A 25,202-nucleotide genomic window follows, 5' to 3' on the forward strand; every position below is an offset into this window, starting at 1 on the left:
TTTTCATATGTCAAAATTTACAAAATACCGGAATTAGTTCGGCAATTATCTCAAGTTAGCTTGTAAGATTCACCTTCTTCTTCTACTCGTTTTATTACCTGCTCTCTCTGCATGAATTCAATAACCTGCTTTAACTTCTCCCGTTTCCACTCCACCCGGGTCTGAATGGATTCGATATCTTTTGCGCCGGACATCAAAACCTCCTTTACTTTATTGATATCTGAATCTGTAACAGATTCTATTTTTTCTTTACTGATGTACTTACAGTTGTCGCAGTTTCCACAAGGCCTGGCATCGGTTTCACCAAAGTACGTTCTCAGATACACTTCCCGGCATCCCTGAGTGGTAGCATAGCCATCCATATACTCCAGTTTTTTCAGAAGAACATCGCGGTAGTGATATGCTTTTTTCTGATCTATGTGAAGTTTCGGCATCCGGGGATCCAGCAACCTGACCAGTGGTTTTTCTCCGATCAACTTTACTTTCAGAATCTGATCATGATCCGCAAAGACACGCAGTGCCTTGTTAAGCTGGTTGACATTTACATCAAGCTTATCCGTTAAATAATTTGTTTCGATATAGTGAAAATCCGAAAAGGATGGCGGGCCATAAACTCTGAATAACTGATCCAGAAACTCCCCTTTTTTTGAATTGAGTTCCTCCACCTTATCCCTTACATACGATCTGCTCACCAAAAAATGTATTCCCACTTTAGGTCGATAGAGATCCGTTAGTTCCAGAATTCCAAGCCTCTGCAGAACCTCTGCTCCTCTTTGAACCACTCTTTCCGTGTAACCGCACCGTTTTGCAACTGCCGCATAATCTACCGGTTCTGATCCCTCGTGTTCACTTCCAATGGCAAGATTAAGCTCATCACACAAAGCCGTATAGATTTTGTTCAGTGTATCGTATTCGGGGTAGGATCGTAAAATCCTTGATTTTAGCAGGTCTACATCACTGCTTTTATAAATCAAAATCGGGAAGCTAATCTCACCGTCTCGTCCGGCACGGCCTGCCTCCTGATAGTAGGCTTCCAACGTAAGCGGCATAAAATAGTGAATCACAAATCTGCAATCCGGTTTGTCGATTCCCATACCAAAGGCATTGGTTGCCACTACCAGTGGAATCTCACCCGAAATCCACTGGTTCTGTGTCTTCTCACGCAAATCGTTCTCGAGTCCCGCGTGGTACGGTTTTGTCAAAATTCCTTTCTTTGTAAAAAAGTCGGCCCAGTATTGGCAGTCTTTCCTTGTGTTGGCGTAAACAATACCACTTCCCTGCTTGATCCCCTTTTTTACAGCTTTAACCAGCAGATCTTTCTTCTTCTGAGTTTCATTGACCCACCAGTGAAGATTAGGCCGCTTGAACCCGCCGGATATCACATTTGGACTGTCGAACTGAAGCGACTGCAGCAAGTCTTTTTTTACCTCGGGCGTTGCCGTAGCTGTGAGCGCAATCCATCGCACTCGATCACCTATCAGGGAAAGCTCTTCTCTTATATTTCGATAGCTTGGCCTGAAGTCGTGTCCCCATTCAGAAATACAGTGTGCTTCATCAACGGCTATCAAATCTATATTCAAGTTGGGAAGCTCTATCTGCCACCTTTCGGTAGTGAGCCTTTCAGGAGCTATGTAGAGTAGTTTATACATGCCATTCCTGGCGTTAACCAGGCGCTGTTCAACTTCATAGCCGGGAATCGTGCTGTTGATGAATGTAGCCCTGATACCCAATTTTTGCAGTTGATCTACCTGATCCTGCATCAGCGCCACCAGCGGAGAGATAACAATTGTCAGTCCATCGAGCACCAGTGCGGGCACCTGATAACACAAAGATTTTCCGCCGCCTGTTGGGAAAAAGCACAAGCGTTTGCTTTCCATCCAATACAGACTCTATCGCCTCGTCCTGTCCGGGACGAAAATCATCGTATCCCCAATATTTTTTTAATGCGCTCCTTGCATCGTCGATGGTTGGCTGACTCATTATTTAACCGGCAATCTCGTTTACTTCCTTTTTCTAAAGCTAACGAATTGATAATGAAAATGAAGCTGTAATTATGATGGAATAAATCGGGAGTTACGGCTGGGTTATGAAATTTCCTCAGACCAAACGGCATATTCATTTCCGTTAGGATCTGAAAAATGAAATCGCCTGCCACCGGGAAAGGAGAAAATATCTTGAGTAATCGTTCCTCCTGCAGATTTTACTTTTTCTAAGGTTATTTCCAATTCTGAACTGTAAAGAACAACCAGTACGCTCCCGTTCTCCGTTGTAGCAATCTTGTCCGTTTTGAAAAAGCCGCCATCTATCCCTGCATTTTCTATAGCTGCATACTCCGCACCGTAATCCACAAACGACCAGCCAAATGCACTGGAGAAGAAACGCTTTGTTGCCGCGAGATCTCTTGAGGGCATCTCGATATAGTTAATTTTTACAGATTCTTTCATAATTGTGCTGTAAATAACTGATTGACGGTTGAACCGGAATTTCCTCAAGTCCGGCTGATATTTTTTGATTCATATAAGGGTTAAATAAGCAAGCCTGATCACAAATACGAAACTATAGCGGCCGTTAGAGTTCACTTTGCCAAAGATCGCCGGTATTGAATCCTCCACATAAGTTCCCAGGTTTCTCCCTCATCCAATGATCTCTCCCAGTCCCAGCTCAGAGAATCTTCCGTGATGTCATAGAAGTGCATCCGCTGAAGAAACCGGTCGCCTTCTGCAGTAAACGCAGTTCTGTGAAAGATTCGGTTGCCATCGGTTATATCTCCGGTAAAATCGAGATACGATCCTCCATTATCCACCCAGGTCTGTTTCCACTCGCCGGTTTGCGGATTATATACGGAATAACTTTTCCCTTCATATCCGGCCATGTCTCCGGTAAGGGCTTCAAAATTTTCTTCTATCACATGACCGCCGAGTATCCGACGGACTGTATTTTTTCCTGTCGCTGTGGTGCCATCCCCATTCTGCCAGGTTAATTCCCATTCACCCAGCCAGAAATCAAAGGCATATTCAGGTGATGTGTTTTCAGAACTGGTTTGCCCAAGTATCGGATCGGCCTGACTGATCACGATTAACAGCACAGCCATCAAACAAACATGAAGTTTTAGTATCATATTCTTCCTGTATAATGATGAATTTAAAAAATTTCACTGATTGGGTATACGTATACCAGGTATAGGTAGAAAAACGCCAGGGATATTACCAATACAATAATTCCCAGAACAGATGAAGTTACTTTTATTCCACTAGTTGAAGCTTCAAACTCCGTAACCCCGGTATCTATAGCTTCAACTCCTTCCACCTTACTCATTGTCATCGATTTGTAGAACTGGATTCCCGAAAAGCATATTCCGCAAAATACCATCAGTAAAACTCCAAAAAAGATCATTTTGGATGAGACCAGCTGCCATAAAAACACATTTTTACGATGTTCAAACCCTGAAACCCGATATTCATAATAGGCTTGCATAGCCTTCTGATACATCGCAATTGTGGAATCGTCCAATGCTTGCTGTAAAGCTATGGGTGGAGGAGCCACAATGGAATCGGGTACGGTATCAGAATTCTGCATCTCCTGCTGCATTTGGTTTAAAATATCATTGACCCTGTCGGTTTGATCTTGTTGTAAACCGCTGTGTGAAAATGCCGGAAAGACCGGTAAAGTGAATAGTACGGCTGCCAAAATAATTCGGCATAGTATTGAGTAAAAAGGTTTCATAATATGATTGATTGCTTAATATGAAGATTGAATATGTTTTATTCGGCTAACCGCTCAAGAAATGTGTACCGAAAGTTCACCTTTTCATAGATCGACAGATCTGAGTTTTCTTCGTAGGACAGATAAGCATTATAGGACTCATCATCCAAGAGCGTATCTATTCTGCCGAGCAACCGATCCCCATGGTGTTCAATCCAGGCATTTAAACTCTGTAGCCAATCTTCATTTACCGCTGCTTCAGACCCGATAAACCCAGGTGGATACGCGGCCTGTACCTGGCTGAACAGTGAACGGAAATAGGTTGTATCCTGGCTTACCGGGTCAATCCTGTAGCTGTTCATACCATCCATAGCTCCAGCAGAAAGAATTCCTACGATTGAGCCGTCCGCATAGTGCAGCTCAAGTGTACCGTCCGGCTTTACTTTTTTTTCTACAACCTCATTCTCGTCGCTGTCAGCACAATCGGGTAATGCCGGTATATCGGGAGCCGCAGTCGTTTCGGGCTGCAAAACTTCTGCCCGATTCCCAGCTCTTGCAACTCTATCAGATTCAGAAATCACTAAATCACGATTCATATATTGGGTAAGTATCTGAGGCGAAAATGTAAGCTTCACCGGAATGAAAAACTCAAAGAGCATTTCGTTCTGCAAATTTACGGACCGCACCCTTATCTGATCCACAGTAGCACTTCCTGATTGAATGGTAAAGTTTGCCGATCCGCGACCGCTGCCCCGGTAAACAGGAGAACCGCTCGCCGAATAATTCGGTGTCAAACTTCCGGAAGTAACCGGTCTCACGAAGATCCGAATACCATCCGAATTCATTGTTTCATAATCAAATGATAGCGAAACCTGTCTTCCAAGCGCCAGATTTGCCTGAAAGCCCGGAGAGATCTCCGTTATCGATATAGATTGTGCCACAACATCTGTACACAGCATACATAAAATAGATGCAATAATTATTTCTCTCATAATTAACCTCCATGACTATTGTGATTTTATCCTCTTTTTTTATGAAACATGTACGGGCTAAAACAGAGCCCGACGCATTTCTTCTCTCTTAATCAATAGCCTGTGGTTTCCACTCATTTTATTTGAGAGCCCACCAATACACCTGCTCCAATACTTGCCCCGATCACACCCCACCTGGGAATTCCAAGATCGATGGAAGGCGGCTGTTCAAGCAGATTAATATATTTTGCATTGATATCTTCGTATTTCGTAAACGCTTCTTGATACCCTATCTGATATGCCTCCGCTTTTTCCCTTTCCAGTGTAAAGAGGCTGTCTTTTAGTACGCTCACCTGTTGGTGCAATGAATCAATTTCTGTAAACCTGCTAACTTGTTGTTTGTATGATTCTGAATTTTGGTGGTCTATGATAAATGTTTCACTGAACCACAATGGAACGAGAAGGTATTCAATCCCTACATCAAACTCTTCGTTATAGACTTCAGTCACACCCCAGTCAGATTCAGCCATCTCCGGAAACGTTTCAGCAAGGCGATTTTGCAGATCCTCTTTTTTACGAATATTCCGTACGGTTAGTTGATTTTCTGCCCGTTCTTCTTCCAGTACCTGCACTTCCCTGCGCAGCCTGTCGGTTTCTGAGTTCAGATCTTTAACTCTTGCACTGAGTACGGATTGCATGGAATCTTTCATTGCCACTACAGTTTCTATTGAATCACGCGAGGCCCGGAGTTCTTGCATTTCCAGTTGTGCCCGGTGAATCTCTTCCCGGTCAATTCCCCGCCCCAAAATAAACGATAGTGCAATGGCCAAAAGGCCGGCGATCACACTTACTGTAATCAGTCCCTTTTTTAAACTATCCATTTCTTACCTCCAGTAAATCATCAGTTATTTTTTTAAAACCAAGAGCTTTCCCAATTCTTTTGATCAATCCTTTTTGCCCTTCAATAAAATCGTAGTGAATCGTATGACCATCCGGTGTAGCATCCCTTAGTTTGATATACGTATTCCGGTTATTTCGCTCTAATTCCTGGATCAATCCCTTCACCATACTGCCCGCAGAAACATGCATCTTATTGAGCTCTTTAGCATTATGCTCAAACAGTTTAGTAATCTCCTCATCATTCAAGGTTTCATTGTCTGATTCGGCCTGTTCATCTTCGGCCATCACTCCCGATACAGTTGAGAGATTACAGTCGTCAATTAATCTTTCCCATAGATCCGGAATCGGAGCAGGATCTGATTTGTCTTTGCGTACCATTGTATGGCCAATAATTCCCTCAAAATTCTTCAGTGCTTCCCCATAGTATTTCATGGAGTCCTTCTGAACACGGCGTGGAATATCAAATTCATCACATAAATTATTGATCAGCTCAACCAGCGAATCTATCTGTTCCGGTTCATAACGATCAAAATAGCGATACCCCCGGTAGTTAAATCCGGCATCAAAAACTTCACCGGCCGGTTTTTCAGTTTTCGGTGATATTCGGTCAAAACAGTAATACTTTCCGTTCTCTTCAAGTAGTCCCCCTTCACTTGCGATTTCTATGCCTATAAATCGTTTTTCAAATGCAATTTTATCCTGGTGATCCCATTTCAGGCCAAACTGCCAAGCCCAGTTTTCAGGGCTAAAAACGTTATAGACAGAGCCATCCCGATCGATAATATATGCAGTACCAACCATCTGCGAATCTTGTATCCACCAGTTAAAAGTAGAGCGTCCACTGCCACCCACAGTGTGATGGATACAAATACCTGATTTTTTGGTATTGTTTTTAAAGTATTCCGCATCCGGTAACTGCCAATCGTTTTTTATTTTAAATGCCATGATTTTAACCGTTTATGTAGTAGTAATTAGCTGAAAAAAAGAAAATAGATTAACCAGCCTGCACCGGCCAGTCCCAGAATTATCACAATTATTTTTAGATAACGGCCCCATTTGGGAGTATCACGATCATGTATGGCAAATCCTTTATACGAGTCCCACAGTTCGCCAAGAAAAAATGCTCCGAAATTGGCTATCAGATTGAATCGTTCTGCTGAGGATTCAGCCGCAATGGCGTGCATGCTTCGAAGCAACTTAAGCAGTTCTGTTTTTGACAATTTCAACACACCGGCCCCAACTACCGGACCGGAAGCATCGATACCTTCATGGAGTTGTACCTTTAGTGTGGTAGTATCTTCCCAAAGGTCAAAACCGGGATCATTCCGTACTTCTTTTTTCCCGGCCAGGTAGTAGGATTTACCCTCATACTCAAATCCCATTTCATAAATCATCCACTTGGTGTCGGGGCCGTGATCATCATCTTCCACAAAAAGATTGAATACCCCCGTTTTGGCCGGCAGGTATTCATCAAAAGGTGCAAAGTTGATATGCCCAGCCATCATACCGCTACGGGTAGAGTTTTTCAAAAAATCTCGAAGATCGTGGATATAAATAGCCGCATTCAGCGACAATTTTACATTCTCCTGTTCCCCATTTTTTGCACCTTCATCAGGATCGGTTGTGCCGAGACTAAACCAGCCTTCCATTTTTTCCCGAAAGGCAACACCCGGTGCGGGATCTTTCATACGAGTAGCTGATGGTTCAAAAGAAATCCCGTCTTCATTATATGTTGACAGGTAATTTGCAGCATCAGCGTACCCCATACTTACCAGGGTTGAAGCATCAATTCGATTGAAATAAAAATCCGGATCAAGAGGCAGCGGATATTCCGGTTTGATAACATGTAGCTTTATCTCTTTTGTCTGACCGTAAGGCGAGTCGCCTTTCTTAATCCGGTCGTTCAATTCATTAATTCGATCGAACTCTTCAAAAAGCACACCGTTCGCGCTCATTTCAATCATGTGCACATACTGGTCAAACATTCCATCCTTGTATATGCCGTGATTGCCAATACACCAGATCAGCCATATCTCTTCAGCACCGCGCTTAACCGCTTCCATCAGGTTGGCATCCTTGATCCATACAGAATCGATATAATCACTGCCATTATGTTTTACTGCCGGCATAAAAATCGGTAAAGATACGCCGGCTACCAGTAGCTCTGTGGATATATCTGTGTGAGGAATTGCTTCATTGGTCTTTTTAGTATAGTTGCAGACATTAAATGTACCCTGCATCCCCTCAACCGATCGAATACGATCTGTATCTATACCCAGGTGTGGAAAAACATCATTGATGATACCGTCTGCATCCCCCATTGCTTTCGTTTTATGAAGGCGCAGGTATTCATCAAAAGGCAGCATGGATACAAACTTTTTGATATCGAGGCTTCTCCACCTCTCGCACATCTCTTCCGAAGAAAGTCCGGAAAACAACATCGCCAGATTCATTGTACCTCCGGAAGTGCCGTCTGCATGATGGAAACAGAGACCATTTTCAATCATTGCACGAATTACGCCGGCCTGGTATGCTACGCGCATTCCACCCCCTGCAAGGACCAGCGAGCGTTTTGGTCCGGAATATCCTTGAGGCGGACTACCAATGACTGTATGATTTTCGTTACCCATAATTTTAAGTCCCTTTAGGATTCATTTTCACTTCCGAATGATGCCGTACCAATGCATAGTGATTAATATTCCCGAAAACAGGTCAAACAAGGCAACTCCCACCGCGAGCCATGAGAACAGACCATTTATCACACCTAAAGAAACCGCTACAGCTGCACCGTATTTCTGCAAACTACACCATAAAACCGCGACCGGATGATTTTGGGTGCCACTCAAAGCATGGAGCAGCAAGCCGCCAAACATCACCATAAACATTCCAATAATAGCAAAGAAGTGAAGAGTGGAATCTGTGATTACACCCCCTATGAAACCCAGAACAAATCCGGGTGAAAGCATCTGAACAAGGCCACTGATAATGGTGATGATGGCTATTAGTTTTAAAGTGATTTTTAAATAATCTCGATAAACCATGATTTTGGGTTTGAAATTTATAGTAAACTAGCCGATCGCCTCTGCCTGAGACCCCGTTTTCATTTGGAAATAAAGATAAATGACGACTACCCCGATAAACTCAAATATCAGGAAGAAGTAGAATAGTGCAGATGGAGAACCGTCATCAATAACAGAAACAAGTCGGGCAAGTACACCTGCAAACATAATTGCCAGATAGAGCCGGTTAAATTTTTTCAGAGAGAAGATCTCCTTTGTAAAGAGGATGGCAAACAGCCCATATCCAAATTCCATTGCTCTGAGGAACCGGTACTGACTCAGCAAATTGGTTCTGGTTTCACTCTCCAATGTGCTTGTATCCAGGTTGAAAAGCAGTTGGTGATCAAAATCGGCACCCAGAAATGCGCCCCAGAAACCGGCCAGCAGCACCAATCCGATATAACAGTAGAAGAAAAAGTAAGCTGTAAATTTCATAGGTGATATATTTTAAATTCTGATCAGCACCGTTGGACGCTAAATTTATCTGTCTTCTTTAAAGTCAATCAGGAAATAGAGAAGCATCGCCAGCCATTCCACTGTCCATATTGAAACCCGAACAACATTCAGGTTCATCCATTTATCCAGAACTTCGTGAAGCACCTCAATTTGAGTAATACCCTCTGCCATCTGTTGATTATATGGGAAGATGTATATCATAGTCAGCAACGTTGCTACAAAAACACCTGCCAATACGGTTATTGGAAACCATTTCTTTATAGATTTCCAATGCTCGATAATCATGATAATTGCCGAAATCATCATCACTATTGTCATAACAGTAAAGAATTCCGTAGCCCGGGTAACTTGAGGCACGAATTGTTCAAAATAATTATCCGGAGTAAAGCTATCGGCCGAATTGAATTGAAATAAGATGAGTGACCACCCTGTACCGAAGTACATAGATACACAAGCGAATAGAATTCCTTTATTAATCTTTAATATTATTCTCTTCATCTGTTCTCTTTTTTTCTTGGGTTTACAATAAATTTTCTTTCCGTTAATTAAGCTTTTGTCAGACTTTAAACTGATCGTAATCACTTATCGAAGGCGGTTCCGGCCATTCTTCATTCAAATCCAAATCAATTACACTCTCCAGGCCTTCCGGCATAGCATCAGGGGCTTCGTCGTAGGTTAAAAACCACGATTCAAAGTAGTCGTCCAATATTCCATTCGATTCAGGTATAAACATGGTAAGAAACGCATTTTCATCGATGTCGAGCTCTCTGAGAGGTGCGGTCTTAGGATGATCACCGATGTAAAGCCGGGCACTTGCTTTGCCGAACAGGTTCAACCCTGCTTTCCCCTTGAAGTTGATGTGCGATGCCATAAGCATGTTTCTAAACTGACAATAGTTTACCGCGTTTACGTTTAATGGAATCCATGATTTCTTAGGCCGGTCGATCTCAATCCTCATGGCAAATTGTCCATCCTTCTCATACTGACTGCTCACCACCTCATCGTTAATTTGAAAGTCGAGATTTGCTTGGTGCTTTGGCATTCCCCAGATCCCCTTGCCTCCCTTCACTGAAATTTCAGTACTCACGGGAAGATCGACTACAAACTGGCCGGTTCCATAATGCCCCATAAACAGACCCGGCAGCATACGCGGTGCAGACTTATGGCCATGGGTACAGGCAATGCCAATACTGAACTCAATATATTTGCCGATACTTGTTTCCAGGTAATCGATAACAGCGATTAATAAAATGCCCTTGCCATTCCATAAACGAAACGGATGCAGTTCATTACCCGGCAAAAACTTTTCGGCCTTTTCAGCATTGATTTGAAAACCCGCGAACAGTGCCGGAGAATCTTTTGAATGTATCGGCATTACGTATGGAATATTATCAACCAGAGCATGCCGGCCGGTATATCGTTTAATTCGTTTGGAAACACCCATAAGATTCTGTCAGTTATCGGTTAGCGATTACATTTCAAGCTCTTTTGAAATTATCGGAAAGACATCCCTGGCCGAATTTTTGCCCATAAATACATCCAGATGGCTGTAATCGGGCAACAAATGAAAAGCATGGCGGCCGGGTTCAAGTTTTTCAAAGTACTCGTAAGTGTTTCCCTGGCTCTCGGGTAAAAAACATAAATTCTTTTTGCCCGCCAAGAACGTAAACCGGGCACCGGTTTTTGGAGGAGTACTTACATAGTCTGCCGGTAGCTCCCGGTCGTTTTGAAGTGAAACCAGGTGTCCTTTTCTTATACATTTTTTGATATGATTGAAGAAATGTATCGGCACTTCTGCAAACTCATCTCTCAACCATTCGTGAGTAGCATCATCGATGTTTTCGTGAAGCCAAAGTGCAGGAAAACCACTTCCATATGTAAAACTCACTTGTTTACATACACCGTTGTCACACTCTTTGTGGGTAGCTTCAACCAGGGAACGTATAATTTTAGGAAATACACCGGGTGCTTCGTTTCCCCACTGTGGATTCAGATATCGGGTTCCAAGGCTTACAAGCGGAAGTGCAACATTCATTTTAAAAACAGACCAGCGAGGAACCACCGGATGAAGTGATACCGCGTTGCTTACAATGTTGGTAACTTGAGGAACAAGTCCGGCTACCGCCGACATCATAAAACTGGTGGACCCCTGACAGTGGATAACGGCCTTAATCTCATCATAGCCGGTCTGTTCCACTACTTTTTCCACTGCTTTAGGATGATCATATTTGGCGGCTTGATCCAGGTCCCATTCATTTGGTTCCAGATCGATACTTGCCCGCCAATTTTCAAGCCAAACATCATATCCCTCCTGTACCAGGTAATCCACAAAATTGGTCTCAACCGGAGCTCTGAAAATATTCCCCCTCACCCCGGCTCCGTGAACAACCAGAACCGGGCCTTTAGGCGGTTGATCTTCCGCCTTTACATTTACGAGATTGCATTCTAATCCATCACCGGCTTTAAATGGTATGGTTTGCTCTATATAATTTCTCATCACTTTCAGCTCCTATGTAATATTTACATATATACATCAATTATATTCTCGGAGAAAAACTTTAAAAATTTGGCTTTATACTTTACTTGATCCACATTTTTCTCTGTACCCGTGATCTTCACGGTTCCGATCTGCTTGCGAAAGTCGTCCGGTTTTATCTTCAAAATGCCCTTTCCTAAAACAGGTGCACCGGAATTATCACCAGAATAGAGAGTTACAAATAGTGTTGTTGTATCTGCCCAAAGGTCAAAACCGGGATCATCATGAATAATTTTTTGCCCCTCAAAATAGAATGTTTGTCCCTCCTCCGATTTAAGTTTCATGTTATATTTCATATACCGGATATCGTCATCTTCGGGATCTTCGGTAAAAAGGTTGAAGAGCCCATCCGTAACGGTCAGATCATCTCCGGATAGCGCCGGTGCCTGAACCGAACCCATGAGTTCTGCCGGGTGATTGGAATCTTTCAGCATGCGCTCGATATTATCTGAATGAACTGTCAGTACAAATGAGAGGGGTGATTTGTTTGACTCTCCTTTTTCATAGCCCTCTTCAAATGAATTCGTACCCTCGGCAAAAAAGCCCGTCATTCGTTCGGTAAACTGTATTCCGGGTGGCGAATCACTTTTCTCTTTACCGTCTTTTTTTTCAGAATCGACACCTTTCAGGCTATAGTCAATTTCCCAGCCTCTGTCTTTGGCTATATATTTAGAATTCCGCTCGGCCAGTGCTGATATGGTTAAGAGTGGATTCACACCAAGGGTTCGTGGAATAATGGCTCCATCGCTTATATAAAGTCCATCGAAGGTATCCGTCCCTGTTGTACCCGAAAATACCTGTCCTTTATGATTTACCACTCCTTTTTCAGCATCCTCGCCCATAATACACCCTCCGAGAGGATGGACGGTGGTGAGGCGATGTTTAAAAAGTTTATTCCAGCTTGGATTCTTCACATAGATCCCTCCCAGTTCTTTGGTAACCTTTCGAAGATTCCGGCTCACTTTTTCAAAGATAGACTGCTTACCTACATCATCCCAATCGATGCGAAGGCGTTCATCCTTTAGATATAACTCCCCTTTTCCATCATCGTGGGTCATTACCAGATAGGTCATTGTATTCGCGGTTGCTCCTTTATACGCTCCTCTGAAAATAGAACCCAGCCAGCGCCATGTCTCCCTTAAAAAATCCCTGAATCCGCTATCTGTATCGTCACCGGTAAATTTAGAAGCAAACGTGAGCATCCACGGCACAAATGCTGAAAGAGCCCCCGGAATCACCCCTTCTTCGATAACCATTCCCTCTTTTTCTTTTCCGTTTGTGTAGCTTGAACTTCTCAAATCAATAATACCTGTAATACACGGGCCCACCGGATCATTTGCATCCGGCTTTTTATGGCCGGCACCGATAGCATTTGCCCTCACATCATTGTTATAGCCAAATCCAAGAAAATCCCCATTGCCAGTGAATCGTTTTCCAACCATGTTTGATACAGATAGTCCCTCATTTTTAGACCGTATCATGATCTCAGCAGTACCTAAAGTTCCGGCTGCAAGAATCACAATGTCAGCGGTTATAAAACTGGTTGATTCCCCAAACTTATCCTGCCCCGTCCCCATAACCTTATACCGTACCACCCATTTCCCGTTTTTGTGTTCAACACGGTCCACAGCAACTTCAGTGAAGATCTCCGCTCCGTGATTTCTGGCGTCAGGGAGATAGTTCATGAGGGTTGTATTTTTAGCTGAATAGTTACAACCCGTAACACAGTCACCGCAACCGTTACAAGCTTTCTGTTCCACTCCGGCAACATTTTTACCATCAGAGAATGTGACGTTAATCGGTGGCCTGTAAAAGGCTCCATTCTCCCACTGACCGGAAGCAATCTCCATCGATTTTAGCTTTGCAGGTACAGGCCAGTCATTCGGATAAGGCTTTGCATTTAACATATTCAAAGCCAGATCCTGACACTCAGCAAGCAGCTCCCGATCTTTCCTAAGCTCTTCGGGCCACTCATTGTGCTTCATAACCCACTCTTCGGGCGGTAGTGATACGTTTGCGTTTACCAGCGAAGTTCCACCCAGGCCACACCCCTGAAATACATTGATGTCTTTATTAAAGCGAAAATCATAAAGCCCGGTTTCCGATCCCACATGTTTCCCTTCAATATCCATTTGCATCTCTTTGTGGGCGGTGGTTTCCTTATCGGGATATTCGCCGGGATGAATCTCTCTACCTTTTTCCAACAAACAAACCGATTTGCCGGCACGAGCCATTCTGGATGCACTGATACTTCCTCCATACCCCGAACCTACAACAATTACATTGTAATGCTCTTTAATTTGTTTAATGGGTGTTGATAATCGGTCCATATCGATCTCCCCTTCCTTTTAAGTTTAAGACCTTATGTTAATCGGATTCTCAATAAGGCTGTATTTAAAATCCTCACTTTCCGCAGGAACAAACCAGGGTTCCTCTCCTTCGTATTTATCTTCAACTTCTTTCCAGTTTCTGCATGCCCTTGGAATTGTTATCGGATAGATTGTCAGCCCCTCGCGATCTACATGTAATCGCACAAAACTTTTATAGTCTTCCCCTCTAAATGATGAGAATGATTCTGTATCGTGAGTTTTTAAAACCAAAATACTAATCAACAAATAGATCCCCATTGCAAAACCGTTCAATAGCCAGCCGGCCAGGCCAAGTCCGGTGAAAAAAAGTATAACGCCCAGTACAGAAACGGGGCTAATTCCCGCTAAGCCAACCAGGAGATATGAAACAAGCCACACTCCAATAATTAAAAGCAAAACCTGCACAATGCCGTGAACAATACCGGCAATCCAGGAAGAGAGAGGTTTTTTTCGATTTGTATCGGCCAACGCAAGTATTCCAAAAAAGATAAGCGCCAGAAAAATAGACAAGCCGGGACTACCGAGTAAAGAAAGTAATATTGAGGGAATCAATGCTCCCAGATCTGCTAATCCGGAACCGGCCATCTGGTTAAGTAGTGAACCTGTATTTCCGGCAGCCATAAACCATCCAAACAGCATATAAACCAGCCCAAAGAAGACGCCAAATCGTAAATTTATGAACGGGAACTTTAAATTCTTAAACGCCATTCGGCGGGATTCATCCTTTGATGGAGATGCTGAACTCTTTTCATACACGGAATCTTCAAAATTCAGTTTATCCGGTATTTGATGGGTGGGATGTAAAAACGCACCCCCGCCTCCTGCTGTAATTCTCCATTTAGGATTTTCACTGTCCCCTTCCCTAAAACTGACGTAGTGATGTAAATCCCCGGCCAGAATAAGGCTGAAGCTCAGTTCTTTATCTCCTTTTAAGGAGTAACGGTTTTTAAAGAATTTAAGATTCTGGTAGGGTTTGTCATCTTTTTGATACTCCTGATATGACCATGACGGTTCGGCAGTGCAGAGAATTACTTTATCTCCTTTTTTTGCCAGTTTAAACATTTCATCAAAATAATCGAGCTGGGGTTTATCAATGTCGGCATGTAACTGAATATCAATTCCCCAAAGCCACCAGTTGCCGGGTAATTTTATTGCAAAATAACTTCTGTCCTGTTTAGTCTGCCAGCCTCCCATCCATCTCTGCTGGCAAAAGAGCTTCATAAAACTGGATAGCCCATCATACCAGTCATGATTCCCCGGAATTGCAAAAAGTGTTGGACCTTTTTCGGGATCATCCACACTAGAAAGTGAAGAGCGATATGGACCTACTAATCTGTTTTTATACTCTTCCGGAGTGGCAACCGGGTATACTTCATCGCCGCCCATAACGAGTATATCACCTCTTTTCAGATCGTAATCTTTTCCATTAAAATTTTGGATGTCCAGATTTTTTCGTCCTAAAAGGTAGGCTACGCTGTATGTTGAATTCCAGCCCGAACCAATATCACTTACATAATCCACCCAGATCTCGTCGCGATCTGAAAAATCATACGGTTTCAGAGAATTTTTATTCTTTGATAGAGCGGCCTGCATCTCTCTTTTGTCGGCATAATTACCGAAAACCGAGGAAACAACTGCCTGGAGGCCTGTTTTTGCAAGTTGCGACGGACTAAACCAATCCACCATTTTTTGTCTTTGAAAATCCAGAGAGTCGACTTTTCTCTTTTCATGGCCGGACAAATTACCACTATTCATACATTCCCCCACGATTTTACTATTCTCTATCTAATTAAACACAATTAAATCCTTTCTTTTATCAGACTTTCAAATTCCGATATCCCTCGTCTAAAAAGAATAAATTTTATTTGATTATTTCAAAATCAAAATCTGTACTCTTTATTGTTTTCTTCAATATTTCAAAATTTTATTCTAAACGGTACTAAATCTTATACATAAATCCTATTCTAATTGATATAGATAGCATATACGAAAACTATATCAAATCATAGATATGGTTGAAGTACCAAATTTAGGACAACCTATTCCGTATATTGATGAGCAAACCCGGCATACCTATAATCTTGTTTTCTGTATGATCAATTAGCTGTTCTTCATGCCAATCAAAAGGATTTGAATCGCCGAATACCGAAGGGCTTATTTTTTTGTGGGAGCAATTTTCACAAATGAACCTAATTCCCGAAAAAATCCAGAATGTTTTCTCCCTTTGACGTATCTCCTTTATACATTTCCGTGTATTTACACCGCTTACACGTTACCGTAGTATATTTCTTATTCTGAATATTGAAGAATTTTGAAAAGCCACCACCGGTAGCCTGAAACTGATCTGTTTCAAATTCCCTGTTTTGACATTTCGGGCACTCCCAGTTTTTATGCTTCATAGTTTTTCGTTTTTAATGAGAAAAATTTTCACCTACAGACGTTTTAACGTAAAAAATTCAGATGCATTAAAGAATAAATTGTATAACAGGTTGAACATCTTCGCAATTGACTCATCAAAACCGGTTTCTACCTGTAATTCCACTTTCTCTCCGGCATCCAGCTGTACTTCTTCAGGTTTGCATGTGCACCAGTCCATTTTTACCTGAACCTTGTATAATCCCGGACTCACATTGATATTGATACCCTGATTATATTTGAGATCCGTTACGTGCTTATCATCAATAAACACCTTCAATTTGCGGGCCATCCCAAAAAAATCTTCCTCCCTAACCACTCTTATGGTTGATTTCTCCATCATTCAAATATTCGGTCATCTTCGAATTGAATACTTTTTTTCTGAATGTCTTCACAAAAACACTAACCGTAATAAACCAATTTTTTAAATCGAATTGAAGCTCTATAAAATCCATCAGCTATCAAATTTGAACATTTTCACTCTGCCTGCACATCTCTATTTCATTGGTTAGAGGCCGATATATTTCTATGATTTTTGATTACATTGCCGAATACTTTGGATTAAAATCCTTTTCTGCTAATACCAAATAGATGTGTTCCATGAAAAAATTAATACCTCTCCTGATTCTTCTATTTCTTTTCACCGGATGCTCAACCGATGACCAAAACGGTGGGCATTCAGTTACGATAAACCTATCTGTTTCGGATGAAGTTAAAGCTTCGTTTGAAAGTGATGGAAGGCTGTATGTTTTTCTGAATCAAAATCTCCAGGTTGAGCCCATGGATCAAATCTGGCCGTACCCCGGTAGAATGAGTCAAATCTTTGCCATAAACAGGACCGGTATCAGTCCGGATGGCAATATCACACTTGAGCCGAACGATGACTGGACAAAAACGGCCGACTGGACTTTCGCAAATGTCCCGGAAGGACAATACAACATTCAAATTCTCTGGGATCAGGACAAAAGCGAATCGAGGATCAACGCGCCGGGAAATCTCTATTCAGAAAAACAGAAAATAACCATCACGAACTCGACTGAGGTGGACGTTACCATTGACAGAGCGATCGCAGAAAGAGAGCTTGCTGAATCTGAATTACTGCATCTTGTCGATTTTAAAAGTGATACGCTTTCAGCATGGTGGGAAAAGCCGGTTCACTTGAAGGCGTCTGTACTGCTTCCCGCAAATTATGATGCTTCGGAATCGTACCCGATCCGGTATAATGTTGCAGGATATGGCGGCAGGTACACAAGAGTAAATAATCTGGTAAACAGTTCTGATTTTATTGATTGGTGGCGAAGCGATGAGGCCCCGCGGGTGATCAATGTGTTTTTAGACGGTGAAGGACCGTTTGGTGACTCCTACCAGATGGATTCCGAGAACAGCGGTCCCTATGGTCACGCTTTGATTTATGAGCTGATCCCGCATATCGAATCGGAATACAGAGGCACTGATACTGCCACTACCCGATTTGTGGATGGCTGTTCTACCGGCGGATGGGTCTCACTGGGGCTTCAGCTTTACTACCCCGATCATTTTAACGGAGTTTTTTCCTACAGCCCCGACGCGATCGAGTTTGAAAACTATCAGCTGATTAACATTTATGAGGATGAAAATGCGTTCATCAATGAATTCGGATATGAACGCCCCGTAATGAGAAGCACAGTAGGTGAACCCATGATTTCGCTGCGCGACTTTATTGCCTATGAAAACGCGCTCGGAGATTCGGATACCTATCTGAATTCCGGCGGTCAGTTCAGTGCTCACACAGCTCTCTATAGTCCCCGTGGTGAAAACGGACTTCCCAAACCGCTGTTTCACCCCACCACGGGAGAGATAGACCGGGAAGTGGCGGAACACTGGAAAAAATACGACTTCAAAATTTATGCAGAGGAGAACTGGTCTACACTAGGCCCTAAACTGCAGGATAAAATCTATATCTGGATGGGAGACATGGATCAGTTTTACCTCAACCCCGCTACCCGAGCTTTCTCAGAGTTTCTGGAAAGTACGGATCAACCCGCATCGGACGCAGAGGTTGTTTTCACCCCAATGGCGGGACATTGCGAACAGTTTTCACACAAAACCGTTTTGATGCAGATTCAGGAAAGATTACGTGAAATTGAGCAGTGACTTTATTGCTCATTTTTTGAGTGCAGTTAACATCCTGCCCCACCCTTTGAAGCTGGAAGAGTTGATCTCAGGGATTCATGAATGGCTGGCTGATTCATTTGTAACATGGCAGCCTCATTCACATCCTTTTTTAAAGAGCTATTGAAAAGAGTGTGATCAAATCAAAAGTAAAGCAGAGTCAATCCGGGATTAACAATTTTTAAGGAACTAGTGTGAGAATAAAAAATTACCTTCCCTGTAATTAATATCATTACAGACATAGGTAAATACACCCGAATATATTTTTGATAAAAAATGAAAAACTCCATTTTGCGTAAAGATAACCTGATATGAAGGTTTCACGAATAGCAATAGTATTGCCTGTCTTTCTTTTAGTATGTAACTGTACTCTTCTTGCTCAGCAGATTGATGAAGTTGAAAAGATCTATTCCGTTTCTGAAGCACTTGCAGATCTTGATGGAGATGGAAACATAGATCTTCTAAATCAAACCGTAATTATCTCCGGGCGCGCCTCAGTTGATAACCTCATTTTTAATGAGCAGCGTCTTTCCGTTTATATTCAGGATGACAATGCAGGTATTCAGGTGTTTAGCGGAACACTGAAAGCCGATATTAGTGAAGGTGACAGCTTAGTTGTAAAGGGAACTATAGAACTCTATTACGACAAACCCGAGATCGTTGCAGATACAGTCTATGTTGTGGATGATCAGCCTAGGGTTCCGACTCCAAAACCACTTTCTCAGGTTGCAACAAATCCGGAGGATTATCTGGGCATGCTGGTGCAAGGTCGTGCCGTAGTCTCACAAAAAAATGCCAGTTCCGGCTACAGAGGACTTACAGTTTCTGTTAGTGATTCTTCTGAAAGTATCCTCGAAGTTTATATATCACAATCACACAGATTAAAAGATGAGTTTAACCTGGAGTTGTTGAGCATTGGAGATGAAATTGAGGTTACAGGGGTCATGGGCAAATTCGTTTTTCAAACCAGTGGTACCGTTGTCTATCATGTTATGCCACGCACCCCCGGCGACATTAAAACCTTAGGGTTTCCCCGGAAATACTTAAGCTATTTGGGATGGTTTGGGGTCTTTACATTGGTTCTAATTTTTGGTTGGAATTTTGTGCTCAGGAGACAAGTAAAATCCAAGACCCATGATCTATCAGTTGCTTTGGAGGAGAAAGAGATTCTGATGCAAGAGATACACCATAGGGTCAAAAATAACCTTGCTAAAATTGTAGCCCTGCTTGATCTGCAAATTAGTGTAGCTGATCACCCTGCCGTGGAGAAGAGTTTATCGAACAGCAAGAACAGGATAAATTCAATGACACTGATTCATGAAAAGTTATATCAAACCCAGGAATACCAGGCTGTTCGTCTCGATACCTACTTAAGAGATCTCGTTACAACCATCCATCAAACCTACACCGATGAGAACCAGAATGTGCGATTGGATTTTGATATGGATGAAGTCTCTTTTTCAGTTGATAAAACGGTAGTCTGTGGATTACTAGTGAATGAATTAGTGATAAATGCATTCAAATATGCCTTTACAGATAATGATGAGGGACACTTGAGCGTGTTATTAAAGAAAGAAGGCGAAAATTTACACCTCAGGATTTCTGATGATGGCCCCGGGCTCCCCGGAGAATTTGGCAAAATTCAGGGTGAAGGTCTGGGAACCATTCTTATCCAAAATTTTGCAGAACAACTTGATGCTGAAATGCAGGTTCATTCTGATAAAAGTGGAACTTCATTTACGTTTACTTTTAAGTAAGGGTTTTCGGGAATTAAGGATGTTATTTGTGGTTTCTCTTCGCCCTCGACTGTCGGGTTGAATTCGTTTAACACACCCCTGTATTTCACAAGGCAGGCTTCGCCTACTTGTTCAATACTGTCTCTCTAGATAGGACTTCAAAACTCGCACTGCAAGCTATTGAGTATAGATTAATCGAATAGGAAAAAACCTTATGCTAAGACATCCCCTCCCCGAAAAATCGGGACCAGGTGTGGCTTGAGAGGGCTCATCTTTTGAACGCGTCAGCGAAAAAGCGTAAACGAAACGGCGAAGCCGGGTGAGTTTAGCGAGGGGTGTGTTGCATACGTTGATCTGGAGAAGAACAGGTTTTCTGTTTCACGGCCTTATTCGAACACACCCCTGAATTACAAAACCAACGCTTCGCGCTGTTTTGTGATTCTGTCTCCAGCCGGTACTCGAGACAGGGATTTGGAAGCCTTTAAAATGTTTTTGATTGCAATCTGTCACTTATAGCAAAGGGAGGATTCGTCAGTTGGCGGAGACGAGTGAAGTCGAGACATCTCACTGGTTTTTAATAATGTAGATTAACCCTCGTCTGTCGAATTGATCAAAGCTCGGAGTTATGATTCTGAGAATCCTGACTTAACCCGAGTTTCTAAATATTTTAAAATAACCGTCATAACAGGGAGATGTCTCGGCTTCGTCCCAAAAGACGGGCCTCCGCTCGACATGACAGCATACCGCTGGTAGAATAGCGGCGGATCCGGTTTTTATATAATGCAACGCTCATCAAACCGCCGTATGAAGTATTTGCTATCTTTCATTCACTCATCAAATTGATATAAAACCAACCCTGAAAGGGTTAAATATGATTAGCTCCGGATGGAGCAAAGCGAAATCCGGGGTAATGCATACGAAATAAATTCACCGCCGAAAAGAGAGAATAGTTCAGAGCAATGAGTAGAGAAGAGGCGGTTGGAATCAGGATCACCAGCCATATAATGGTAGAGCTTCAACTTCTTCCAAAAAGACGGGCCTCTGCTAACAGTGACAGATTAGGAAAAGCTTCTAATTGCGCATCGAACACCCCTCCCCCGAAAATCGGGGACTCCCCTCAAGGGGAGATCTCCTTAGACGAGTACCTACCTACACCTCAACTGCTGTACATTCCTCACCACTCTTAAAAATCGCATCAATCACCTTCATGTTGGCTACGGCATCTTCCAGCGGAGTAGCTACGGCTGTGTCATTGAGAATTGAACTGTTAAAGGCATCCACCTGGAGCCGGTATTGATCAACGGCTTCGGTTTTTATCATTTTACGCTCTCCGTTTTTAGTGAGGTAGATTTGCGCACTCTCATTACCCTGTGGATTAAATGGCTTTTCAACCTCAATCAAGCCGTCTGATCCGTAGATCAAAACCCGCTGGTGACTCTCTATTTTTGTTGAACAGGTAAACGTTGCCGTTTTGTCTCCAAATGATAGAATCCCGGAAGCCTTGCGGTCAACGCCATAAGCGGGATCGATATCCAGTTCTCCAAAAACACGATTCGGCTCTTTGCCAAACAGAAAGCGGGAGACTGAAATGCAATAGCCTCCGATATCCATCAACCCTCCCCCGCCCATTTCGGGCCAGTTACGGATATTATCCGGGTCATCATTATAGTAGGTAAAATCGGAATGGATGGACTCAAGCGACCCAATTTCTCCTTTTTTGACCATGGACTGAACCTCTTCCCACTGGGGATGAAACCGGTACATGAAAGCTTCCATAACTTTCAGATTCGGGAATTCGCCTGTTTTCTGGAGCAGCGATTCCGCTTCACTGCCGTCCATGGCAATCGGTTTTTCACACAGCACGTGCTTACCGGCTTCCATCGCCTTGATGGTCCACGGCACGTGCAGGTGATTGGGAAGCGGATTGTAGATGGCATCGATTGATTCATCGGCCAACAGCTCCTCGTAACTCCCGTAGCTGACCGGGATATTCAGTTTACCGGCAATATCCTTGGCTTTTTCCGCATCTCTTGATGCAATAGCATGAATGGTTCCTGTTTCACTCTCCCGAATGGCCGGAATCAGATGTTCCACTGCTATCTTTGCGGTGCTTAGTATTCCCCATTTTACTGAATTCATATTTATTATTGATTTTATGGACAGTATTTAATTGTGATTCTGTATTTCTTCCGTTGTCTGAAATGCCCTGATACCCTGACCGATCACAAATGGAACCAGGCTCATGCCAAGCAACAGAAACCATCCTGTCTGACCCGGGTCCTGGGTACCAAGCACATCGGATAAACCCGGCAGATAAACAGCGGCGAGCAGCAGAACAACACAGAGAAAAATAGCTCCGGCCACATAGCGATTTTCTATAATTTCATTAGATAAAAACCGGCTTCCCGGGCTGCGCAGGTTGAAAACAAACCACAGTTTTCCGAAGGCCAGGGTCAGAAATGAAATCGTTACGGCCTGCTCCTGATCAAATCCAAACCGGTAAATTGCCAGAGCCAGTGCAGCCAGCACACAAACAGAAATGATGAACGACCATCCACCAATGGAAAGCCAATGGCTCTTTGTCAGAACCGGTTCATTTTTCTGATGCGGTTTTTGATTCATAATACCCGGCTCTCCCTTGCCCATTCCCAGGGCCAGTGCCGGAAATACGTCTGTGATCACATTCAGGTAGAGAATCTGCAGAGGCAGCAGAGGCAGCGGAAAGAAGAGAAATCCACCAATAATGGTGGCTATGGTCACGGCAAGAATTTCAGCTACGTTCGTACATAACATGAACATCACGGACTTCCTGATGTTTTCAAAAATAATTCGCCCATACCGAACAGCAGACACAATCGTTTTGAACGCATCATCCAGAAGCACCATATCTGAAATCTGCCGAGCGGCATCCGTACCGCGTTGTCCCATTGCCACTCCAATATCTGCTTTTTTCAGCGCCGGTGTGTCATTAATCCCGTCTCCGGTCATCGCCACAACATGGCCTTCTTTCTGCATCATTTTTACGAGATGCATTTTTTGAGTCGGACTTACACGGGCAAAAATATTGGTGCCGATCATCTTCTCACGTTCAGCATCCGCAATTTTTTCCGGATCTTTTAAATCTTTGCCGTGATAAACAGTCGGGCTGTCATCTTCCGTAATCCCCGTCTCTTTGGCTATGGCAGAGGCGGTCGGCGCCTGGTCTCCTGTCACCATGATTACACGAATTCCTGCAGACTGGCATTCGCTGATTGATGGCCCCACATCGTCCCTTGCGGGATCCAGCAGACCAATGAGTCCCAAAAAGCGGAGTTCTTCATACGGTTCTGCTTCCTCACTTTTCACTTTTTTATCGGCCACTGCCAACAGACGTAATCCGTTTTCAGCAAGTTTCTCAGAATGTTTCAGCCATTTATTTTTTTCTTCTTCAGTGAGAGGTTTTTCTGAATCGGGGTCTGAGCCAACAATAGTTGAACAGACATCCAATAATCTTTCAGGCGCTCCTTTTACGGCCACCTCAATATCTCCGTCACTTTGGTGGTAGGTAGCCATCATCATGGTGTCTGAGTCGAAAGCTTCCTCCCGGATCTCCTTCTTCTCTTCAATCAATTTTTCCCGATCCAGATTCATCAACAAACCGGCTCGCAAAAGTGCTGTCTCTGTGGGATCGCCCTGCTCCTCCTCGGCTTCAAGATCATCGTCTTCATCTACAATGGAGGCGTTATTACACAACACCCCAACCTCAAGAATTCGTCTGAAGATGGCATCTTCTTCCCCTTTTCCTGCTTTCCCGGAACCTTCCTCATTCTCAATCCTGAACTCACCGGAGGGTGCAGCAACAGTATGCACTGTCATGTGGTTCTCCGTAAGCGTACCCGTTTTATCGGTGAATATGATATTGGTTGCCCCAAGGGTTTCCACAGCCTGCAGCTTGTTGATCAGTGCGTTTTTTTTGGCAAGCAGGTGCATGCCGCGGGCAAGGGCAATCGTGGTTACAATGGGCAATCCTTCCGGAATGGCAGCAATACCAAGGGCAATCGAGGTCTCAATCATGATCCTAGGATCCTGCCCGACAATAAATCCGGCAATCGCAATTAAAACAGCGATCCCAATGGTGATCCACGCGAGTTTCTTTCCGAGATTATCCAGCTTTTTCTGTAGCGGCGTAGCACTTTTTTCCGCACTCTCGGCGAGCTCTGAGATTCTGCCGAGTTCAGTGTTCATCCCCGTGCCCGTCACAATCCCAAGGCCTGACCCATCTGTAACAACCGTGCCATTAAACGCCATGCTCCACCGATCAGCAAGAACACTGTCGGCGTCCACTGCATCCGTCTTTTTTTGAACCGGTACCGACTCTCCCGTCAGGGCCGATTCGTTGATTTGCAGATTGTTGGATTCGATAATCCGGATATCAGCAGGAACCAGGTCACCGCTTTCGAGGATGATGATATCTCCGGGAACAAGCGATTCGGTATCCGTTTCCTCCTCCGTTCCGTTTCGCCGGACCCGTATTTTATCTTTTTGAATATGTCGCAGGGCTTCCATGGAACGGGTCGCCTTTAGCTCTGTGAAATACCCGATCAGCGTATTGACCAAAAGAACAGCCAAAACAGCGATACCCTCTGCAAGGTGCTGAAATGCAAAAGCAAGGATAGCGGCAATCAGCAAAACCAGAATTACGATACTCTTGAACTGATCAATCAGGATCTTTACTCTGCTCCGTTGTTTTACCTCACGAAGACGATTCGGACCATATTCCTGTTTTCGCTTGTTATAAAGCTGTTTAGTGAGCCCTGATTCAACATCACTTTCAAGAGCATCCAGCGTCTCTTTTACTGACTTGTTGTGATAGTCCTGATTGCGGTTCTCGTTCATTCGATTGTTTGTGAGAATAAACTTGAAGGCAC

General features: G+C 43.4%; 21 protein-coding genes. 2 read left to right on the top strand and 19 right to left on the bottom strand.

The annotated features are described in order from the left end of the window. Positions 1-50: 50 nt before the first annotated feature. The 17 genes from U5K35_RS14770 to U5K35_RS14850 form a co-directional block, all read right to left on the bottom strand. Complete coding sequence (locus U5K35_RS14770) at positions 51-1,877, bottom strand: RecQ family ATP-dependent DNA helicase (RefSeq protein ID WP_322572266.1); 1,827 nt, start codon at positions 1,875-1,877, stop codon at positions 51-53. A gap of 207 nt (positions 1,878-2,084) precedes the next feature. After that, positions 2,085-2,444, bottom strand: coding sequence for a VOC family protein (locus U5K35_RS14775; protein WP_322572267.1), 360 nt, complete (start codon positions 2,442-2,444; stop codon positions 2,085-2,087). A 131-nt stretch (positions 2,445-2,575) separates the two neighbouring features. Continuing rightward, a complete protein-coding gene (locus U5K35_RS14780) occupies positions 2,576-3,091 on the bottom strand; it encodes a DUF1579 family protein (RefSeq protein WP_322572268.1) in 516 nt (171 codons plus the stop codon). Positions 3,092-3,141: 50 nt separating this feature from the next. Beyond that, on the bottom strand, positions 3,142-3,723 hold the full coding sequence (locus tag U5K35_RS14785; RefSeq protein ID WP_322572269.1) for a hypothetical protein: 582 nt from the start codon (positions 3,721-3,723) through the stop codon (positions 3,142-3,144). A 38-nt stretch (positions 3,724-3,761) separates the two neighbouring features. Next, positions 3,762-4,694, bottom strand: a complete 933-nt coding sequence (locus U5K35_RS14790) for a hypothetical protein (RefSeq protein WP_322572270.1) — start codon at positions 4,692-4,694, stop codon at positions 3,762-3,764. Between the two features lie 113 nt (positions 4,695-4,807). After that, complete coding sequence (locus tag U5K35_RS14795; RefSeq protein WP_322572271.1) at positions 4,808-5,554, bottom strand: hypothetical protein; 747 nt, start codon at positions 5,552-5,554, stop codon at positions 4,808-4,810. Further along, a complete protein-coding gene (locus U5K35_RS14800) occupies positions 5,547-6,518 on the bottom strand; it encodes a peptidoglycan recognition family protein (protein WP_322572272.1) in 972 nt (323 codons plus the stop codon). The genes U5K35_RS14795 and U5K35_RS14800 overlap by 8 nt, the downstream gene beginning before the upstream one ends. Before the next feature lie 26 nt (positions 6,519-6,544). Further along, positions 6,545-8,203: a patatin-like phospholipase family protein gene (locus U5K35_RS14805; protein WP_322572273.1), complete on the bottom strand. Its 1,659-nt coding sequence runs from the start codon at positions 8,201-8,203 to the stop codon at positions 6,545-6,547. A 27-nt stretch (positions 8,204-8,230) separates the two neighbouring features. Beyond that, positions 8,231-8,614: a hypothetical protein gene (locus U5K35_RS14810; RefSeq protein WP_322572274.1), complete on the bottom strand. Its 384-nt coding sequence runs from the start codon at positions 8,612-8,614 to the stop codon at positions 8,231-8,233. Positions 8,615-8,641: 27 nt separating this feature from the next. Then, a complete protein-coding gene (locus tag U5K35_RS14815; protein ID WP_322572275.1) occupies positions 8,642-9,067 on the bottom strand; it encodes a DUF4345 family protein in 426 nt (141 codons plus the stop codon). Between the two features lie 45 nt (positions 9,068-9,112). Next, positions 9,113-9,586, bottom strand: coding sequence for an anthrone oxygenase family protein (locus tag U5K35_RS14820; RefSeq protein ID WP_322572276.1), 474 nt, complete (start codon positions 9,584-9,586; stop codon positions 9,113-9,115). A 58-nt stretch (positions 9,587-9,644) separates the two neighbouring features. Further along, entirely contained in the window at positions 9,645-10,532 is an 888-nt protein-coding gene (locus tag U5K35_RS14825; protein WP_322572277.1) for an acetoacetate decarboxylase family protein, read from the bottom strand. A gap of 27 nt (positions 10,533-10,559) precedes the next feature. Beyond that, on the bottom strand, positions 10,560-11,585 hold the full coding sequence (locus U5K35_RS14830) for an alpha/beta fold hydrolase (RefSeq protein WP_322572278.1): 1,026 nt from the start codon (positions 11,583-11,585) through the stop codon (positions 10,560-10,562). A gap of 23 nt (positions 11,586-11,608) precedes the next feature. Next, positions 11,609-13,954, bottom strand: coding sequence for a GMC family oxidoreductase (locus U5K35_RS14835; RefSeq protein ID WP_322572279.1), 2,346 nt, complete (start codon positions 13,952-13,954; stop codon positions 11,609-11,611). A gap of 24 nt (positions 13,955-13,978) precedes the next feature. Further along, positions 13,979-15,748: a metallophosphoesterase gene (locus U5K35_RS14840; protein ID WP_322572280.1), complete on the bottom strand. Its 1,770-nt coding sequence runs from the start codon at positions 15,746-15,748 to the stop codon at positions 13,979-13,981. A 434-nt stretch (positions 15,749-16,182) separates the two neighbouring features. Continuing rightward, on the bottom strand, positions 16,183-16,392 hold the full coding sequence (locus U5K35_RS14845) for a zinc ribbon domain-containing protein (protein ID WP_322572281.1): 210 nt from the start codon (positions 16,390-16,392) through the stop codon (positions 16,183-16,185). Positions 16,393-16,424: 32 nt separating this feature from the next. After that, a complete protein-coding gene (locus tag U5K35_RS14850) occupies positions 16,425-16,751 on the bottom strand; it encodes a hypothetical protein (protein ID WP_322572282.1) in 327 nt (108 codons plus the stop codon). A 257-nt stretch (positions 16,752-17,008) separates the two neighbouring features. Between U5K35_RS14850 and U5K35_RS14855 the strand changes: the two genes are divergently transcribed. Both U5K35_RS14855 and U5K35_RS14860 read left to right on the top strand, forming a co-directional pair. Beyond that, complete coding sequence (locus tag U5K35_RS14855; RefSeq protein WP_322572283.1) at positions 17,009-18,541, top strand: alpha/beta hydrolase-fold protein; 1,533 nt, start codon at positions 17,009-17,011, stop codon at positions 18,539-18,541. A 329-nt stretch (positions 18,542-18,870) separates the two neighbouring features. Beyond that, positions 18,871-20,316: a histidine kinase dimerization/phosphoacceptor domain -containing protein gene (locus U5K35_RS14860; protein ID WP_322572284.1), complete on the top strand. Its 1,446-nt coding sequence runs from the start codon at positions 18,871-18,873 to the stop codon at positions 20,314-20,316. Positions 20,317-21,444: 1,128 nt separating this feature from the next. Here the strand turns inward: U5K35_RS14860 and U5K35_RS14865 are convergent. Together U5K35_RS14865 and U5K35_RS14870 are read right to left on the bottom strand one after the other, a co-directional pair. Then, complete coding sequence (locus tag U5K35_RS14865; RefSeq protein WP_322572285.1) at positions 21,445-22,434, bottom strand: Gfo/Idh/MocA family oxidoreductase; 990 nt, start codon at positions 22,432-22,434, stop codon at positions 21,445-21,447. 27 nt (positions 22,435-22,461) lie between these two features. After that, positions 22,462-25,170, bottom strand: a complete 2,709-nt coding sequence (locus tag U5K35_RS14870; RefSeq protein ID WP_322572286.1) for a cation-transporting P-type ATPase — start codon at positions 25,168-25,170, stop codon at positions 22,462-22,464. Positions 25,171-25,202: the final 32 nt, after the last annotated feature.

Source organism: Rhodohalobacter sp., from assembly GCF_034521535.1.
Classification (GTDB): domain Bacteria; phylum Bacteroidota; class Rhodothermia; order Balneolales; family Balneolaceae; genus Rhodohalobacter.

Bases quoted from the DNA above. Each gene is read 5' to 3' on its own strand.
- U5K35_RS14770 (WP_322572266.1), bottom strand. From the start codon at position 1,877: ATGGAAAGCAAACGCTTGTGCTTTTTCCCAACAGGCGGCGGAAAATCT.
- U5K35_RS14775 (WP_322572267.1), bottom strand. From the start codon at position 2,444: ATGAAAGAATCTGTAAAAATTAACTATATCGAGATGCCCTCAAGAGAT.
- U5K35_RS14780 (WP_322572268.1), bottom strand. From the start codon at position 3,091: ATGGCTGTGCTGTTAATCGTGATCAGTCAGGCCGATCCGATACTTGGG.
- U5K35_RS14785 (WP_322572269.1), bottom strand. From the start codon at position 3,723: ATGAAACCTTTTTACTCAATACTATGCCGAATTATTTTGGCAGCCGTA.
- U5K35_RS14790 (WP_322572270.1), bottom strand. From the start codon at position 4,694: ATGAGAGAAATAATTATTGCATCTATTTTATGTATGCTGTGTACAGAT.
- U5K35_RS14795 (WP_322572271.1), bottom strand. From the start codon at position 5,554: ATGGATAGTTTAAAAAAGGGACTGATTACAGTAAGTGTGATCGCCGGC.
- U5K35_RS14800 (WP_322572272.1), bottom strand. From the start codon at position 6,518: ATGGCATTTAAAATAAAAAACGATTGGCAGTTACCGGATGCGGAATAC.
- U5K35_RS14805 (WP_322572273.1), bottom strand. From the start codon at position 8,203: ATGGGTAACGAAAATCATACAGTCATTGGTAGTCCGCCTCAAGGATAT.
- U5K35_RS14810 (WP_322572274.1), bottom strand. From the start codon at position 8,614: ATGGTTTATCGAGATTATTTAAAAATCACTTTAAAACTAATAGCCATC.
- U5K35_RS14815 (WP_322572275.1), bottom strand. From the start codon at position 9,067: ATGAAATTTACAGCTTACTTTTTCTTCTACTGTTATATCGGATTGGTG.
- U5K35_RS14820 (WP_322572276.1), bottom strand. From the start codon at position 9,586: ATGAAGAGAATAATATTAAAGATTAATAAAGGAATTCTATTCGCTTGT.
- U5K35_RS14825 (WP_322572277.1), bottom strand. From the start codon at position 10,532: ATGGGTGTTTCCAAACGAATTAAACGATATACCGGCCGGCATGCTCTG.
- U5K35_RS14830 (WP_322572278.1), bottom strand. From the start codon at position 11,585: ATGAGAAATTATATAGAGCAAACCATACCATTTAAAGCCGGTGATGGA.
- U5K35_RS14835 (WP_322572279.1), bottom strand. From the start codon at position 13,954: ATGGACCGATTATCAACACCCATTAAACAAATTAAAGAGCATTACAAT.
- U5K35_RS14840 (WP_322572280.1), bottom strand. From the start codon at position 15,748: ATGAATAGTGGTAATTTGTCCGGCCATGAAAAGAGAAAAGTCGACTCT.
- U5K35_RS14845 (WP_322572281.1), bottom strand. From the start codon at position 16,392: ATGAAGCATAAAAACTGGGAGTGCCCGAAATGTCAAAACAGGGAATTT.
- U5K35_RS14850 (WP_322572282.1), bottom strand. From the start codon at position 16,751: ATGATGGAGAAATCAACCATAAGAGTGGTTAGGGAGGAAGATTTTTTT.
- U5K35_RS14855 (WP_322572283.1), top strand. From the start codon at position 17,009: ATGAAAAAATTAATACCTCTCCTGATTCTTCTATTTCTTTTCACCGGA.
- U5K35_RS14860 (WP_322572284.1), top strand. From the start codon at position 18,871: ATGAAGGTTTCACGAATAGCAATAGTATTGCCTGTCTTTCTTTTAGTA.
- U5K35_RS14865 (WP_322572285.1), bottom strand. From the start codon at position 22,434: ATGAATTCAGTAAAATGGGGAATACTAAGCACCGCAAAGATAGCAGTG.
- U5K35_RS14870 (WP_322572286.1), bottom strand. From the start codon at position 25,170: ATGAACGAGAACCGCAATCAGGACTATCACAACAAGTCAGTAAAAGAG.